The organism is Allohahella marinimesophila (genome assembly GCF_039538005.1).
GTDB lineage: Bacteria > Pseudomonadota > Gammaproteobacteria > Pseudomonadales > Oleiphilaceae > Allohahella > Allohahella marinimesophila.
The window spans coordinates 223490-239645 of the sequence record NZ_BAABBO010000009.1 but is presented as its reverse complement, the minus strand read 5'-3'; the positions used below and the strand labels follow the sequence as shown (position 1 = coordinate 239645).

The 16156-nt window shown below is 51.2% G+C and carries 15 protein-coding genes; 12 read left to right on the top strand and 3 right to left on the bottom strand.

What is annotated here, in order from left to right; translation table 11 throughout:
* The first annotated feature begins 1 nt into the window (after position 1).
* From ABD735_RS09760 to ABD735_RS09750, 3 genes are all read left to right on the top strand, one after another.
* The gene (locus tag ABD735_RS09760) at positions 2 to 1453 is read left to right on the top strand and encodes an undecaprenyl-phosphate glucose phosphotransferase (protein WP_344805800.1); all 1452 of its coding nucleotides are present in this window, start codon (positions 2 to 4) and stop codon (positions 1451 to 1453) included.
* Between the two features lie 84 nt (positions 1454 to 1537).
* Positions 1538 to 2605 (top strand): helix-turn-helix domain-containing protein, encoded by a 1068-nt coding sequence (locus ABD735_RS09755; protein ID WP_344805798.1) that lies wholly within the window; start codon positions 1538 to 1540, stop codon positions 2603 to 2605.
* A 43-nt stretch (positions 2606 to 2648) separates the two neighbouring features.
* Positions 2649 to 3065, top strand: coding sequence for a PIN domain-containing protein (locus tag ABD735_RS09750; protein ID WP_344805796.1), 417 nt, complete (start codon positions 2649 to 2651; stop codon positions 3063 to 3065).
* 10 nt (positions 3066 to 3075) lie between these two features.
* Here the strand turns inward: ABD735_RS09750 and ABD735_RS09745 are convergent, their stop codons facing one another.
* The 3 genes from ABD735_RS09745 to ABD735_RS09735 all read right to left on the bottom strand — a co-directional run bounded on the left by ABD735_RS09745 (position 3076) and on the right by ABD735_RS09735 (position 6048).
* The gene (locus ABD735_RS09745; protein ID WP_344806349.1) at positions 3076 to 4089 is read right to left on the bottom strand and encodes a GGDEF domain-containing protein; all 1014 of its coding nucleotides are present in this window, start codon (positions 4087 to 4089) and stop codon (positions 3076 to 3078) included.
* A gap of 193 nt (positions 4090 to 4282) precedes the next feature.
* Positions 4283 to 4936, bottom strand: a complete 654-nt coding sequence (locus ABD735_RS09740) for a hypothetical protein (RefSeq protein ID WP_344805794.1) — start codon at positions 4934 to 4936, stop codon at positions 4283 to 4285.
* Between the two features lie 134 nt (positions 4937 to 5070).
* Complete coding sequence (locus tag ABD735_RS09735) at positions 5071 to 6048, bottom strand: VanZ family protein (protein WP_344805792.1); 978 nt, start codon at positions 6046 to 6048, stop codon at positions 5071 to 5073.
* A gap of 97 nt (positions 6049 to 6145) precedes the next feature.
* On the opposite strand from ABD735_RS09735, the gene rfbB reads away from it, so the two are divergent.
* The 9 genes from rfbB (at position 6146) to ABD735_RS09690 (ending at position 16067) form a co-directional block, all read left to right on the top strand.
* A complete protein-coding gene (rfbB, locus tag ABD735_RS09730; protein ID WP_344805790.1) occupies positions 6146 to 7228 on the top strand; it encodes a dTDP-glucose 4,6-dehydratase in 1083 nt (360 codons plus the stop codon).
* Positions 7229 to 7237: 9 nt separating this feature from the next.
* Positions 7238 to 8152, top strand: a complete 915-nt coding sequence (gene rfbA, locus ABD735_RS09725) for a glucose-1-phosphate thymidylyltransferase RfbA (protein ID WP_344805788.1) — start codon at positions 7238 to 7240, stop codon at positions 8150 to 8152.
* A gap of 13 nt (positions 8153 to 8165) precedes the next feature.
* Positions 8166 to 8717: a dTDP-4-dehydrorhamnose 3,5-epimerase gene (gene rfbC, locus ABD735_RS09720; protein ID WP_344805786.1), complete on the top strand. Its 552-nt coding sequence runs from the start codon at positions 8166 to 8168 to the stop codon at positions 8715 to 8717.
* Positions 8714 to 9589, top strand: coding sequence for a dTDP-4-dehydrorhamnose reductase (gene rfbD, locus ABD735_RS09715; protein ID WP_344805784.1), 876 nt, complete (start codon positions 8714 to 8716; stop codon positions 9587 to 9589). The genes rfbC and rfbD overlap by 4 nt, the downstream gene beginning before the upstream one ends.
* Positions 9590 to 9626: 37 nt before the next feature.
* Positions 9627 to 10457 (top strand): glycosyltransferase, encoded by an 831-nt coding sequence (locus ABD735_RS09710; protein WP_344805782.1) that lies wholly within the window; start codon positions 9627 to 9629, stop codon positions 10455 to 10457.
* A gap of 304 nt (positions 10458 to 10761) precedes the next feature.
* Entirely contained in the window at positions 10762 to 11358 is a 597-nt protein-coding gene (locus tag ABD735_RS09705) for an acyltransferase (protein WP_344805780.1), read from the top strand.
* 20 nt (positions 11359 to 11378) lie between these two features.
* Complete coding sequence (locus tag ABD735_RS09700; RefSeq protein ID WP_344805778.1) at positions 11379 to 12671, top strand: oligosaccharide flippase family protein; 1293 nt, start codon at positions 11379 to 11381, stop codon at positions 12669 to 12671.
* Between the two features lie 118 nt (positions 12672 to 12789).
* The gene (locus tag ABD735_RS09695; RefSeq protein WP_344805776.1) at positions 12790 to 13956 is read left to right on the top strand and encodes an O-antigen ligase family protein; all 1167 of its coding nucleotides are present in this window, start codon (positions 12790 to 12792) and stop codon (positions 13954 to 13956) included.
* Positions 13953 to 16067 carry a right-handed parallel beta-helix repeat-containing protein gene (locus tag ABD735_RS09690; RefSeq protein ID WP_344805774.1) on the top strand — a complete coding sequence of 705 codons (2115 nt, stop codon included), beginning with the start codon at positions 13953 to 13955 and terminating at the stop codon, positions 16065 to 16067. The genes ABD735_RS09695 and ABD735_RS09690 overlap by 4 nt, the downstream gene beginning before the upstream one ends.
* Positions 16068 to 16156: the final 89 nt, after the last annotated feature.

The following is a 16156-nucleotide window of genomic DNA, read 5'->3' as shown; positions in this document are numbered from 1 at the left end:
TATGGAACTCGCGAAACAGTACACAGGAGGCTTGATAAAGCCCTACTCGTCCGGATTCGCCTTATTATCGAGATCGCTGGACTCAGCGATCATTTTTGCCGCAGCGCTATTCAGCGGCTATTTGCTTGAAGGACATGTCAGCAGCGAATTCATCATCGTCGGTCTGATCGGTGGACTGTTTCACCAGATCCTTGCTGAATTCACCGATATCTATCGGTCATGGCGCTCAGAGTCATTATGGGCTGAAGCACGGCGAATACTGGCCTGCTGGACGCTTGGTTTCAGCATCATTTTCACCGCTGGCCATATGTTTGATGAAACTGCCAGCATCCTGACCTGGCCGTCGAGCGCTCGCTGGTTCTGTCTCACCTTGTTCCTCATGCTCGGCTGGCGGGCGGTGGTGCGTACCGGACTTCGTCAACTGCGAACACGCGGTTTCAATACCCGAACCGTCGCCGTGGTCGGCAGCGGCTCGCTGGCTTCGCAGGTTGCCAGCAACATACAGTCTGCAACATGGTTTGGTTACCGCAATCTCGGCTTTTTCGACGACAGGGCCGACGGAAGAACCGCTGAAGATGGCGAATGGCCAACGAATACGGCCTTTCACCAGCACGCCAAGGATCTCAGTGGCTCGTTTGAAGATGTCGTTGCGATGGCTGAACAGCGTCTCGTGGATACGATTTTCATCGCCCTGCCAATGCGGGCCGAAGAGCGAATCAAGACACTGCTGCAGCGGCTCGAAAATTCCACCGCGACTGTATATGTGGTGCCGGATCTCTTCGTTTTTCAGCTGCTGCACGCCAAAAGTATCAACCTCAACGGCATCCCAGCCGTCGGGCTTATCGGCGAACCGCATGGGGGCGTCGATGGGGTGGTCAAGCGTATCGAGGATATCGTGCTCGGCTCGTTGATGCTGGCCGTAGCCGCTATTCCGATGCTGCTCATCGCGCTGTTGGTCAAGCTCACATCGCGTGGGCCGGTCATCTTCAAACAGACGCGCTATGGCCTCGACGGTGAGCTGATCAAGGTCCGCAAGTTCAGGACCATGAAAGTCTGCGAAGATGGCGATATCGTGCAGCAGGCCAGTCGGCATGACGAACGCGTTACAGCGCTTGGGCGCATCTTGCGCAGAACCTCACTCGATGAACTGCCGCAATTATTTAATGTACTGGGTGGTTCAATGTCGATCGTGGGACCAAGACCGCATGCCGTTGCTCACAACGAATCATATCGTGCGCTCATTCCGCGCTACATGCTGCGCCACAAGATCAAGCCTGGCATCACTGGTTGGGCACAGGTCAACGGCTGGCGGGGCGAAACTGATACCCTGGACAAAATGCAGAAGCGCATCGAATACGACCTGCAGTACCTGAACCACTGGACCATCTGGTGGGACGTTCAGATCATCCTCAAGACCTTGGTCCACGGTTTCATCGCGAAGAACGCGTACTAGTCTTCGGTCTGGCTGAGTCTTTCCGGTTTATGTTTGTGCTATAATTATGGCATGTTATAAACCGGAGAGATCTGAGAGGTTGAGATGATAGGAGAGCGACTCAAGCGGGCCCGGGCCGCTAGCGGACTTTCCATGAGTTCGTTGGGCGATCTAGCGGGCGTCAGCGCCAACATGATAAAAAAGTATGAACACAACCTGAGCATGCCTAGTTCGGGTGTCCTCATCAAGCTGAGTTCAGCCCTCGGCGTCAAGAGCGAATATTTCTTCCGACAAGAGCATGTTCAACTCCTCGAAGTAGAGTACCGCAAGCGCGCGAGTGCCTCGCGATCCTTGCTAAAAAAAGTTGAAGCAGATGTCCTGGATCAAGCTGAACGATGGCAGGAACTTGCTAACCTCTGGCCAAACTTTCCTATCAAACCTTTTAAGGGGGTCGATGGCCTTACAACATCTGTTGAAACACTCGAGGAAGCAGAGGAGGTCGCAGATCGGATTCGAGAGTCGTGGGGCTTGGGAAAGCTGCCCCTTTCCGATCTTATTGACGTGCTGGAAACCCATGGAATTCTGGTTATCGTTACAGATGTGGATAGTGGCGCCAAATTCGATGGTCTCCAGGCAAGCGTCGCGGGGCAGCCGGTAGTAGTTGTTTCTTCCACCTGGCCGGGGGATCGGCAGCGCTTTACGCTGGCGCATGAGCTTGGTCATCTGCTATTAAGCGACCGTTTGGCGTCCGAAATAGATGAAGAAAAGGCCTGTAACCGCTTCGCTTCTGCTTTATTGCTCCCGGCCGCGAGTGTTCGCCAGCACTTGGGCGAGAAACGCTCTAGCCTTGAGCCGCGTGAGCTCGCTTTGCTGAAACAGGAATTCGGCGTCAGTATGGCTGCCTGTTTATATCGCGCAGCCGACCTCGGGATTATTGATCGGTCGACTTGCCAGAAGATGTACATCGTGTTTTCGCAACGCGGATGGCGCAAACAAGAGCCAGGTCCCGCTTTGCCACAGGAGCAGACCTTGCTGTTTCAGCAGCTGGTATATCGTGCACTTGGAGAGGACATCATTGGGGAGGCGAAAGCTGCCGAGCTGCTGAAGCTACCGCTGATGAGCTTCCATCAGATTCGCAAGATGGAGTCCTCCCATTCAGCTGCTCATCAGTGACACGAATATTCTGATCGATGTCGAAGAAGGCCGTCTTCAACATTTGGTTTTCGAGCTTCCCTACCGCTTTCGTATCCCGGATATTCTCTTCTATGAAGAAGTGGCTGAAAGTCATGGCCACCTGCTTTCTCTTGGTCTTGAAATAGGCGAGCTCAGCTCAGTCACGATGATGCAAGCTTCTGAACTCATTAATCGCTATCGGCGTCCGAGTAGGAATGACTGCTTCGCGCTGGCCTTGGCAATGCAAGAGGCTTGTCCTTTGTTGACTGGCGACGCAGCACTTAGAACGGCCGCTTTTACTGAGGGTGTGGAGGTAAAAGGGACAATCTGGCTCGTCGAACAGATGGTAAATTTTAATTTAATCGACAAGCAGCAGGCGGTTTCCGCTTATCAGTTGATGAAAACTGCAGGTCGCCGCTTACCCTGGACCGACGCGTTCAAGCGACTGGAAGAGAAATAGGATGGCAGCATCAGGCTGTTTCAATTCTGTTTCTACCGGAAGCCTTGGCCTGGTAAAGGGCGGCGTCCGCACGCTCCAGCGTTGAGGCGATGGGCTCGCCAGGCTGATGGTGGGTGAGTCCGCCGGACATGGTGATCCTGAAGTCTTCGGGCAGGCCGTCGAACACCGTGTGTGCCAGGGTTTCCCGGATTCGCTGGACGCAGTGCTCTGCCGCGGCCACTGTGTCACTGGGAATGAAGAGCAGAAATTCCTCGCCGCCATGCCTGGCCATGATGTCTGTGCCCCGCAGCTTCTTCAGGCTGATTCGCGCAAAAGCCTGTAGTACCGCGTCGCCGGCCGCGTGGCCATGCACATCGTTCACCTGCTTGAAATGGTCGAGATCGACGATGCACAGGCAGAATCCTGAATCGCGGCGTTGGGCCAGCGCACGCTCGCGTTCGAGGGTCTCCATCATCCACCGACGGTTGGACAGCCCTGTGAGCTCGTCATGGCTAGCCAGATGGGTCACTTCCTCCAGGGCTGCCTGCAGCTGACTCCGGTTAGCCGCCAGGTCGTGCCGCATGCGGCTGACGACACCCGCCACCACGGAAACCATTGGCATGATCGTGGTATAGATGAACCAGAGGATGAGCGACTGCACCCAGTTGAACGCAGGCCCTTCGACGATGGCAGCGAGGGGAATCGTGGCCGCGTAGATGAAACTCGACGATAGGGAAACCCAGAGCATTTGCTTCGTCCGCAACTTGAAGCAGCCAAATATGAACATGAGGATCAATGCCAGCAGGTATCCGCCTCGTAGTGGACCCGCATAAATCTGTGCGTAAAAGGTGACAATGATGGCGAGCCACATCTGTGGAATAGTCAGACTGTGGTCAGTGAAGCGTTTGTTGTAACCAAGGCTGAGCATCGCATAGAACACAGCGTTGCCGCCAAATCCGATCAGCATCCAGATGACGGCGACGTGTACAGGCGAATTTCCAGACCAGGTGGCGAGTCCAAGTGGGATCAGGAACCAGACATACATGGCCACGCTGAGCCGGAATCGTGCAATGCGGATTTTTTGACGCGACGCTTCGTCGTTGGGGTCGCCGTTGGATGCGGCGTTAGGAACAACCTGAGTTTTCAGAGGCCTGCACCGTTCACGTGGACTGTCGACCCAGTATAGTCGACAGCGTCAGTGTTTTCGTTGGAGGCCCCGAGGGCTTTCTAGACGCGCTTCAGCTAGTGCGGCGCTGCCGGAATGACCAGCCGTAGGCGGCCAGGCCACTGAGCATCAGCCAGGCTGCGGCTGGAAGTGGCACAGCAGTGACATCGTCGCCATCGCTGCCAGTCTGGTTGCCGTCAGTGATATCGATGACTGGCGCGTTGCCAACAGTACCAGGCAGGTTGTCGAGCACGGAGGATACTGCGCCATTGCTGGCGAGCACGGCCGTCGTCAGGCCGCCGGGTAACCAGCCCGCGAGGCCGCTGCTACGAAAACCCGAGCCCAGACCAAAGCTGCGGCCATAGGCACTGGCACCGGCACCCCATGTGGCAGCGTTCCACGAGCCAGCCTGAATCGCAGCGCCACCGAGAGCAGCACCACCAATCGACACGCTACCGGCGCCAGGCGCAGAGGTCAGCTTATAGAGCAACATGAGTTCGTCGAACAAATTGAGGCTGAGGCCGCTGGCGTCTGCCTGTGGCAGAAGTTCAGGTGCTTCGGCAGCATAGCTCGCATAGCCCTTGCCAAAGGTTTCGCCAGCGGTGTGCTGGGCTTTGCCCGAGGCCGCAAAATCAAAATTCATCTGGAGCGCAGAGGCTTCTGCAGCGAAAAACAGTCCAGCGCCGAGCGCTAGTCCTTTAGCAAAAAGGGGGGCTTGAGTATTCATCCTTAGCTCCTGACATCATTCCGGGCGCCAACTGCAGGCATTTTTGTGCAGCTTATCGGCTAATCTTACAGACTATTACAAAGAATCCATACGACTTTTGATTTGATGTGGTTCCCAGCTTCAGGATCTTCCGACTATCGAAGGTATATTTCCGCCACAGAGACTGTGATTTCCGTGCTCACTGCGCGGGCATAGAGAATGAAGCGCTCTATTTCAGTCTTGTCGAGCTTGCGTCTCGATGGGGTCTGCGTCCAGAGCTGCTCAGGCAGCACCAGTTCGTGAAAGCCTGCCGGTAGCTCGTAGGATTTATTCATGCGATTGATGTAAGCCTCGCCGCCCTCTCGGATATACCAGAGGTCGTCCAGACGCACACCGATCTGCGCAGGTGCCGACAGGTGAAGTCTTATCGTCAGCGTCTGGTAGTCACTCCAGTCGGCCGGCATGGTCAACATGATGGCATTGCGCCAGCCCTTGCCCTGCGGGCTGGATTTCAGGGGCAGCTGTAGCCAGCCCTTCTGATCAGCCCATGCCGGAATGTCGTAGTCGGCCTCGTCGTCGAGAAGCAGCTCGTCTGTCAGGCGGAGATTGCTGCCGCGCCAGCGCGTCAGCGTCGTCCAGTCGTCGAAGTCGTCTATGAGTGGGAACTGCTGCCAGCTGCGTACGAAAATCCAGGTTTCCGTCAGGAGAGGCTTGAGGCCGGTCAGCAGAACCCCTAGCAAGGCCAACACCAGTAGGCCCTGCTGCACACGATTGTGTGCTCGCACGATCAGGACGACGAAACTGCCAGCGATGACGCCGTATAGCGTCAGTAGAATGTCATCGAGTGTGGCCGAGCGACCAAGGCCCAGCTGAGCCAGCTCGATGGCTACTGCAAGCGTCATGACGACTGCCGCGCACAGGAGCAGCCGCCTGGGCAGCGAGAGAATTCGTGTCCGCAGTGAGCCGATAAAAGCCGGAATGATCATGAGCGGCCAGAAGAAGTGCCCCGAGTTCCATGCGGCCTTGAAGATTTCAGGATCGTGCGCAGACAACCTGATACCAGGTATCAACATGAGCACGATGAGAAAAAACAGCAGCCAGTGGCGCGGTTTGAGCTCGGCGAACAGGGCCAAAAGGGCTTGCGGTTTAAGCATCAGCTGGGATAATGAGCGGTCTTTTTAGTTGTGGCGCAGGAATGAGTCCTGCAGCTTAGCGTCAGGGAGCAGTCGAATGAAAATCCTGGTAACAGGGGGCGCTGGATTCATCGGTTCCGCAGTCGTCCGTCACTATATCGAGAACACTGCGCACAGCATAGTCAATATAGACAAGCTGACATACGCTGCCAACCTCGAATCCATCAAGTCAGTCAGCGATAGCGACCGATACAGTTTCCACCAGATCGACATCTGCGACCAGGCCGCCGTCACCGCTGTGCTCGCCGCCGAAGAGCCCGATGCCATCATGCATCTCGCTGCCGAGTCTCACGTCGATCGCTCCATCGACGGCGCGGCCGAGTTCATACAGACCAATATCGTTGGCACCTTCGTGTTACTCGAAGCCGCTCGTGCCTATTGGATGACCATGGGCGAACAGCAGCGCGCCAGTTTCCGTTTTCATCATGTCTCTACCGATGAGGTGTACGGCGATCTGGAGGGCACAGATGATCTATTCACTGAAACAACGCCCTACGAGCCAAGCTCACCCTATTCGGCGTCCAAGGCGAGCTCCGATCATCTGGTCAGGGCCTGGCAGCGCACCTACGGTTTGCCAGTCGTCATCACCAACTGCTCGAACAACTACGGCCCCTACCATTTTCCCGAAAAACTGATTCCGCTCACGATTCTCAATGCCCTGCACGGGCAGCCGCTGCCGGTCTATGGCAAGGGTGAGCAGATTCGTGACTGGCTCTACGTCGAGGATCATGCCCGCGCGCTCGCTACCGTATTGAGCGAAGGCAAGACCGGCGAAACCTACAATATTGGCGGGCATAACGAACAGAAGAACATCGATGTCGTGAAACGCATCTGTTCACTGCTCGAAGAGCTGTCACCAGCGGCCGATAACCCGGCCTTGGCTGAAGCAGGCAAGAGCAGTTACGAAGCGCTGATCACCTACGTCACCGACCGTCCGGGTCACGACGCCCGTTACGCCATCGATGCGAGCAAGATCGATCGTGAGCTCGGCTGGCATCCGGCGGAAACATTCGACTCAGGTCTGCGCAAGACCGTGCAGTGGTATCTCGACAACCGCTGGTGGTGGTCACCCATTCGTGCCGCCAAATACGCTGGCGAGCGCATCGGTCTCAAGCTTTAGGGAAAAAATATGAAAGGTATTGTGTTAGCCGGTGGTTCGGGCACGCGTCTGCATCCCATCACCAAAGGCGTATCCAAGCAGTTGTTGCCAATCTATGACAAGCCAATGGTGTATTATCCCATTTCCGTACTCATGCTGGCAGGCATCAGGGAAATACTCATCATTTCCACCCCGACCGACCTGCCATTCTTCAAGCGCCTGCTGGGTGATGGCTCCGACATCGGTGTCGAGTTCTCCTACACCGAGCAGCCCTCGCCAGACGGTCTGGCTCAGGCTTTCATTCTCGGTGAAGACTTTATAGGTGACGACAGCGTCTGCCTGGTACTCGGCGACAACATCTATTACGGCGAGCATTTCTCCCGCAAGCTGCAACGCGCTGTGGAAAACGCCGACAAAGGCGAGTGCGCTACTGTATTCGGCTACTGGGTCAAGGACCCTGAGCGCTTCGGTGTTGTAGAATTCGATGAAAATGGCAAGGCCCTCAGCATTGAGGAAAAGCCAGTTGAACCAAAGTCGGATTACGCGGTCACCGGGTTGTACTTCTACGACAACTCGGTCGTTGAAATCGCGAAAAACGTGAAGCCCTCAGAGCGCGGTGAGCTGGAAATCACTTCAGTCAACAATGCCTATCTGCAGAAAGGTCGGCTGTCGGTCGAGAAACTTGGCCGTGGCTTCGCCTGGCTCGACACAGGCACCCACGACAGTTTGCTGGAAGCCAGCCAGTTTGTGCAGACGATCGAGCATCGGCAGGGTCTGAAGATCGCCTGTCTGGAAGAGATTGCCTTCCACAATGGCTGGATTAATGTCGAACAGTTGAGTGTGCTGGCCGAAGCGCAGAAGAAGACTGGCTACGGACAGTATCTCGAGCGACTCGTTCGCTCTGCCAACCGCAAGGCCGGCCACGGAACGCCTTCTCCAATTTGATCACGGACTGTTTATGAAAGTACTGGATACCCGCCTGCCCGGCGTACTCATCATCGAACCCAAAGTGTTTGGTGATGAGCGTGGCTTCTTCGTGGAAACCTATCAGCAGGAACGCTACTCGGACATGCTCGGCACCGATCTCAGTTTCGTGCAGGACAATTTTTCCCGTTCGCAGCGCGGTGTGCTGCGTGGTCTGCATTTCCAGATCAGCAAGCCACAGGGCAAGCTCGTCAGCTGTTCCCGCGGTCAGGTCTTCGACGTTGCGGCGGATATCGATCCCGACTCGGAAACCTTCGGCCAGTATGTCGGCGTCATGCTCGACGACAAGGACCACCGTCAGCTCTGGGTGCCACCAGGCTACGCCCATGGCTTCTGCGTGGTCAGCGACACCGCCGACTTCAAATACAAGTGCACCGACTACTACGACCCCACCGACGAAGGCGGCATCATCTGGAACGATGAGACCCTAAGCATAGACTGGCCAGAAATTGGCGAGCGCAGGCTCTCAGGCAAGGACCTGAAGTTGCCGACGCTGATCGAGTACGCCGAGGGCCGACAGTCGTGACCATTCTTCTAGCCGGTGCCATGGGGCAGGTAGGTCGTGAAATCACGGAGCGGGCTACAAACTTCGGGCTCGACGTTGTGGGCTTCGACGCCCAGGACATGGACATCACCGATCTGGAGGCGATCCGCCGCCAGGCCGAGGCTTGCCAGCCAAGGGTCATTATCAACGCAGCCGCCTACACCGCGGTCGACAAGGCCGAGTCCGAGCGTGACCTGGCCTTCGCCATCAACCGAGATGGTGCCTCGAACCTCGCTCGCGTCGCCGCCGAACGTAATATTCCGCTGCTGCATATCTCCACAGACTATGTGTTCGACGGCGACAAGGACGGCGACTACATCGAAAGCGATATGCCTAACCCAGTGAGCGTGTATGGCGAGAGCAAATACGCTGGCGAGCTCGCCGTTGCGGGCCACTGCGAGCAGTCCGTCGTCCTTCGGGTGAGCTGGGTTTTTGGCCAGTATGGTCACAATTTCGTGAAGACGATGCTGCGCCTGGGTGCCGAGCGTGACGAGCTGAATGTGGTGAACGATCAGTATGGTGCGCCCACGCCTGCGACCAGCATCGCCGACACGCTGCTTGGCATGGCCGAGAAGATCGTGAAGCGCCCTGACGAGCTCACGATTGACGACTGGGGCCTGTTTCACCTGCCATCCGACCCCGGGGTGACCTGGTATGAGTTTGCGGTGGAGATTTTCGAGCAGGCCCACGCTGCCGGCGTTCTTGAGAAGAAGCCGAAGGTGAATCCGGTTGGGTCTGAGGCTTATCCTACGCCGGTTAAGCGGCCTAAGAACAGTAAGTTGGCGGGGATCAGAATTTACGAGGCTAGCAACTGGCAAGCTGAGCTAAGGACAATGTTGAAGTCTAAAATTTAAAAAGCTTAAACGTAGACTCAACCGAGGTGCTGCAGGAATGGAAACGGCGAGTAAAGGGCAGATTTGCCATCTGATTTTGACAAGATTTAACGTTAGAAGTGGCGGCAAAGAGGCGCAGATAAGACAAGATCCTACATGGCTAAAAACCAGGTTCGACCTGTTTGAAAAGTATTGCCTACCAAGCGTAAAGAAACAAAGCGATAAAAGCTTTAAGTGGCTAATTTTTTTCGATTTAGATACGCCAGACTATTTTAAACAGAAAGTAATACAGTATGTAGAAAACTGCGATCAGATTGTGCCCACGTACGTGGGAGAGTGGAATTCTGAGGCGGTTAAGTCTGCTATTGCAAGTCAAATACTTCCTGAACATCGCTTTGTTCTTAGTACACGATTGGACAACGACGATGCAATTCATATTGATTTTATTAAAACTTTGCAGCTAGCGTCCCGAGCCTGTGGCCATGATGTGTATTTAAATTTCCCAAAGGGTATGACCTATGCCTCAGGTGTAGCGTATTCGCATTTAGATAGAAGCAATGCGTTTATATCTAGAATGGAAAGCGTTAGCGATTTTCATGGTGTGTGGGAACTTAAACACGTGGATATAGCGTCTACTCGTCCGATAGTCCAGTTGGATCTGAAATTTGCATGGCTTCAAGTTGTTCACGGACGCAACGTCTCAAATAAAATTCGCGGGCGCATTCTCAAAAATATTAAATGGATTGATTACTACCCATATTCAGTCGGGCGTGAATCTAAAATGGTTAATGCTAAAGATATTCTAGGAGGATATATCAGAACTACATTGCAAGGGGCTCTAGATATCTTGATTAGGGCTGGAAGAACTATCTATAAAAAGTTAATTTAAATTAGAATTATCAAGATAAATGTGTGTGCGCTAATTACACCTAGTCTGGTTAAATAAGAGGCTAACTTGTAGTTGTAAGGTGGAGGTGGGAGGCAGCTAGTCTGTGACTGAAGTTCTGTATTCTGATGTGCTCTATCCACTTATTATATTAAATGTCACATTCATGCGAGTAGTATTATGGTGATACATATTATGTCAGCTTTTTTTGCATCGTAGTGCCAGCTTACGCCTATTGGCGGAGTGTGTTTATCTTTGACGAGATCTCCAGCAAAATAATGCGAAGCTATGTTGGCAGTCGAGAAATATGAAAATTATAACGAATATATTGTTAGTAGCCCGCGATGTATTGAAGGATGTCAGCCGATGTGTAGAGCAGGTGTTGGCAAGAATCTATTTTATTAGCAGGGGGCCGGGAACGTCCGTTGCGCTATCAGTAAGGTTGGATATCGGGAAGAAAATCTCCTTTAGAAAACAGCCTGAATTATACCCTTTTTTATTAGGAGCTGGAGGGCGTATAGAGTCAGGTGCTGTCATAAACTCGTGGCAAGGTGCTGTAACAATTGGGGAAAACTCGAGGGTTGGGATTGGAAGTATTTTAATAGGACCGATAACGATTGGGGAAAACACTGGAATCTCACAGTATTGCTTTGTTTCGGGAGAAAATAGGAATCATTCAGGGGGGACGACTGGATTGATCTCTGCGCGCGATAGCGTAAATTCAAGAGAGGTGGTAATAGGAAGCGGCGTGTGGGTGGGGGCTGGAGTAATAATTCTTCCTGGGGTCAAAGTAGGCGATCGGTCAGTTATCGGCGCAGGAAGTGTGGTTGTAAGTGATGTTCCTAGCGACGTGGTTGTTGCGGGGGTGCCGGCTCGGCCAATAATTCGCCGCGCTAAGCAATAATCTAACATGGTATTGAAGATATGGTTTTGAAAAGCAGAGTCGTATCTGGGGGAGCAGCGCTTGCAATTGGTCAAATTTTATCCGCAGGATGTTCTTTCCTGAGGAACTTGATTATCGCTAGAGCTTTGTCGGTAGAAGATTTTGGGATCATATCCACTTTTGCTATCACACTAGCGATGATTGAAATGATCGGGCAAATAGGCGTAGATAGTTTGATCGTACAATACCGGGGCACTAGTCTCAACAAGGTCATCGCAAACGCCCACGCCGCGATGATTGTCAGGGGCCTAGCCTTATCCATCATTCTGTATATGCTCGCCGGACCAATTTCTAATGCGTTCGGGTTGATGCATCTACAATGGGCATTTGAGCTATTAGCCATCTGCCCGCTGTTTCGTGGCTCTGTAAATCTTGACTTCGCTTTCCAACGGCGATCGATGAGATTCGGCTCCTCAATCGTAAATGAGCTAGTACCGCAATTACTAGGTACAGTAGTTCTTATTATTATTGTGTTATTTAAGCAGGATTTTTCCGCGGTCCTCTTCGTTCTATTGTTCATACCTTTAGCTACAGCAGTTGTTTCACATACTAATTCGTCTCTAAACTATGCGCTTTCATTTGATTTTAAATTTCAGGTCCTAATCTATCGATTTGGTTGGCCAATTATGATTGGCGGCGCGCTCCTTTTTCTAGTGTTCCAAGGTGATCGACTGATTATCGGAACATATTTCGGTATGAAGGACTTAGGGTATTTTAGTGCTGTCTTTACTTTACTGATGTTACCTACCTTAGTGGTTCAACGAGTGCTTAGTATGGTGTCATTACCAATTTTATCAGAAGCCTTTTCGGGAGAAGAAAGCAAGAAACGGGTTGTGCGTCTCGTTATTCTGGCTAGCGTATGCGCTAGTTTAGGTATAACAGTAGGAGTTGGTCTGCTCGGGGATTATCTGTTCATTGTCGTTTTTGGCGAGAAATTTTTACCCGCCTTGGCCTTCATGCCTTACATCCTTCTTGCTTTTTCGATACGAGTCCTTCGATGTGCCCCATCGTCGATTGCTATCGCTAACGGCGATACGAAGACCCAGATGCATACGAACTTCATTAGAGTGTGTGCTGTATTAATCTCGCTTAGTGTCGCAGCGATCGGGGGTGATATATATTCAATCCTTATTTGCGCAATCGCTGGTGAGTTAGCAGCTACCATATATGCTTATTATACAACCAAGGAAAGCTGGACCGAATTTTTCACAATAACCCAGGTGGCTATGGGCGCAGCGACCTTTTCTACCATCACCGCACTTGGAGTTCTGTGATGCTTAGATGGAATTGCGTGTCGGACGAGGTCGGCGAGTTTTGAGATCCACGTATCTAACGTGCTTTGTTGTTGCTGTCGTGCTTCCATACAGTGTGGCTGTATCTATAGGACCAATTGTGATAACACCAATGCGTGTGTTCGCAATATTTACTCTATTTATATCCTTCGGTCTGCTAAAGGAAGCTAAAAAATCGACTCGCCCTGCCAGCTTTGCAGACTTCTCCGCTGCTTTTCACTGTATTTGGGTGGCTACTGCGATATTTTACCATGATGGCTTCGCCAAAGCGCTTGAAAGCGGGGGTGTATATTTTGTCGAATTTTGGCCGATGTATGTGTTCGGAAGATATATCGGCTCCTCCCCAGTTCGATTGCGTAAAGTCGCCAAGTCGTTGCTCCTTACTGTAATTATCTTGACGCCGTTTGCATATATCGAGGCCTTTACCGGCTTTAGTTTATCTAAACTGATTAATAATGTTATGGGCGGCGGAGGCGAAACTTTAGTAACAGAGCCTCGCTTGGGGCTAAATCGTGCTGCCGCAACATTTCCGCACCCAATCCTTTACGGGTTATTTTGCTCAACAATGCTAGGTATTTTTGCCTTTACATTTCGAGGCCCTCGCTTTAAATGGCTGCTGCTTGGTTTAATCACTGTTTTTCCATCGCTATCTAGTGCCCCTCTGCTTTCAGTAGTTTTGCAGGGTGGGATCATAATGTGGAGTATATTTTTTAAAGGCGTTAGAGATAAGTGGCCTATTCTTGTTGGTTTAATTTTGTTGATGGCGACATTAGTGCATCTTCTATCTAATCGCGATGTTATCACTGTCATTATGTACTACTTATCGTTCAATCCAGGTACCGGATATTGGCGCATGCTTATCTGGGAGTATGGATTGATTGAGGTGCTAGATTCCCCTGTTTTCGGTATAGGGTTTGCTGACTGGCGGCGGCCGGCCTTTATGGTTTCGCCAAGTGTAGATTCTTTTTGGCTCCTAACCGCTATGAGGTTTGGCCTTCCCTCTATCGTCTCAGTTCTAGCAATTCTAATCTATACCTCGTACCGTATGTATAACGGCAGATTTGGGATCTTATCGGATCACGTAGTAGGATGGGCCACCGCTATGCTCGGTATATTTTTCGTAGGGGTCACTGTGCACTTCTGGGCGAGCTCATTTGTGTTACTAGCTGTAATGATTGGAGTCGGTGTGTCGCTCTCTTCATTCAAAGCGTCTTATATTCACAACCTAAAAGTGGAGCGCACGATGAAAACAGTTGAAGTCGTATGAAAGCGTTGTTAGGGGAAAATCTTAATGGCATTCCTAGCAGGGTGGCTTCTGTTTTATTACTGTTATCGATGTCGCTTTTCTGCCACGGTAAGGCGTTCTACGTTGACCCGGTAGAGGGTGTTGATGACGCTGGCAGTGGGTCGTCCCGTATGAAACCTTTTAGATCGCTAGTTTTCGCTATCGAGAACGTGACGAGCGGGGATGAAATCATTTTGGGTCCTGGCGACTACGGCTCTTTTGACCTCCAAGAAAACGGGGCCCTCTTCGATAGCAATGTAACTATTAAGGGTGCATCAGGTGGAGCTACTACAATTGGTGCTACATCAATTTCGTCAGCCAGCAAATTAGTTGCCAATATCACATTCGATGGTATAAATTTTTCGGATTCTATTTCCGTTTCCAATGCTTCAAATGTGCATATTAAGAATTCGTTGATTGAGACGAGCCCCCCTTGGCTTGGATCTGAAGAAGCAATCAGCAGAAGTGCTGTATATATAAGAGGCTCGAACAATATAAGTATAAGCAATGTTGAAATTACTCGTGCGCCAATTGGAGTTTCATTTGTTCAGTCTGACAACGTTTCAATTACAGGGTCTGATATACATGATCTTACTCATGATGGCATACGAATTGTAAGCTCAGAGAATGTTCGGGTGGTTCGCAATAAAATATCTGGTCTATGGGACGGAGTAGAGGATTCAGAAGCATCATGGAGCAAGCACTGTGATGGCATTCATATATACATTTCTGGTGCGGCGACAGAAGAGAAAATAGTCCCGAATAAAAATGTTTTAATATCAGGGAATGCTCTCTTCAATATATCTGGGCAGGCGGTGCAGTTCAATATATACAGTAAGTTTGATGAACCTAAGTATTGGAATCAGTCGGTAGTGGTCGAGAATAATATATTCGGTACCGTCAAGGTGCCGATGGTTTTTAATAATGCTACACCAGTCAGTGGCTTGGTCTTTCGTCATAACTTGTTTTTACCACACACAAGTGAATACCATTCACCTTATGCAGATTCGTTAGGGAAGTCGTTCACAACACAGAACAGCGGATTTCGTACAAGTGCCGAGACTACAGGTCTGGAAATATATAATAACATTTTTGTGAATCCTCCCAGTATTGCGGGCGGAACTGATTATTACGACTATAATATAATTCAAAACTTTATTCCGGGTAGTGCGTTTCCGAGGTTTACATTTTTCGCCGATTTTGACGCTCTTTACGCTACATCCGATCCTAATAACCTGAAGCTGCGGTCTGGCTCCGTGGCTATCGCGTCTGGCATCTTGCGCGATCCAGGTGTCAAGGACCGTCTCGGGAACAGCCGAGGTGATTATCCGGATATAGGTCCGGTGCAGACTTCCGTGCCTTCCTATTCAGATCCCTCCCAGGAGCGCCCTGAGAATGCCTATTCGCGAAACATTCCTGTCGCGTATGTCGACGACTTTGAAGATGGTAATTTATTGGCTGATGCTTATCTAAATAGTTCAGAAGATTCAGGGATAGAGTGGCGGCAGACCCCGTTAAGTCAAGCGGCCTTTACAATACAGAGACTGGAAGAAACTGGTAGTAATTGGTTGTCCACCCCTTTGAAGGCCTCACAGGGCCGATCCTACTTGGCCTTTAGTTTGGATCAACCTTGGAAATATCTTAAGTACTCTTTCGATGTGATTAATAAGTATGTCCCTCAGCAATCCGGCGCTGCTTTATATCTGAATGGCGTTCAACGGTACATTCTTATTGATCTTGGCAGTCAATCAATCGGACTACAGTATTATGAAAGCGGAAAGCTTGTTAAGGCGGTTCCCGCGCCTGCGATAGCTATTCCGCCGAACAGTAAGTATCGAGTTGAAATAACTGCTGAAGTTGAGGATAATTCCTCCCTGAAAGTTTTCGTTGCTGTTAGGTCTATCGAAAGTGACGAGCTGGTTCGGACGGCTTCTGCTCTTTTCAAACAAGTAGCAGGAAACGATACAACCTTCTCGGGAGTCGGATTTTTCCATAAGAATCTTGTCGATGATTATCGGTTGTTTTTTGATAACGTTGCTGTTTCTTCTAGTCCTCGGCCGGAGCCACCATCTTCGTTTAGGTTAATGGATTAAAATAATTGCTGGAAATCAGTGGATTTCGTAACTCCACTTTTTTGGCCCAGAGATGGGGTAGGGTCTCGTGAGCAATGAGGAGACTAGCC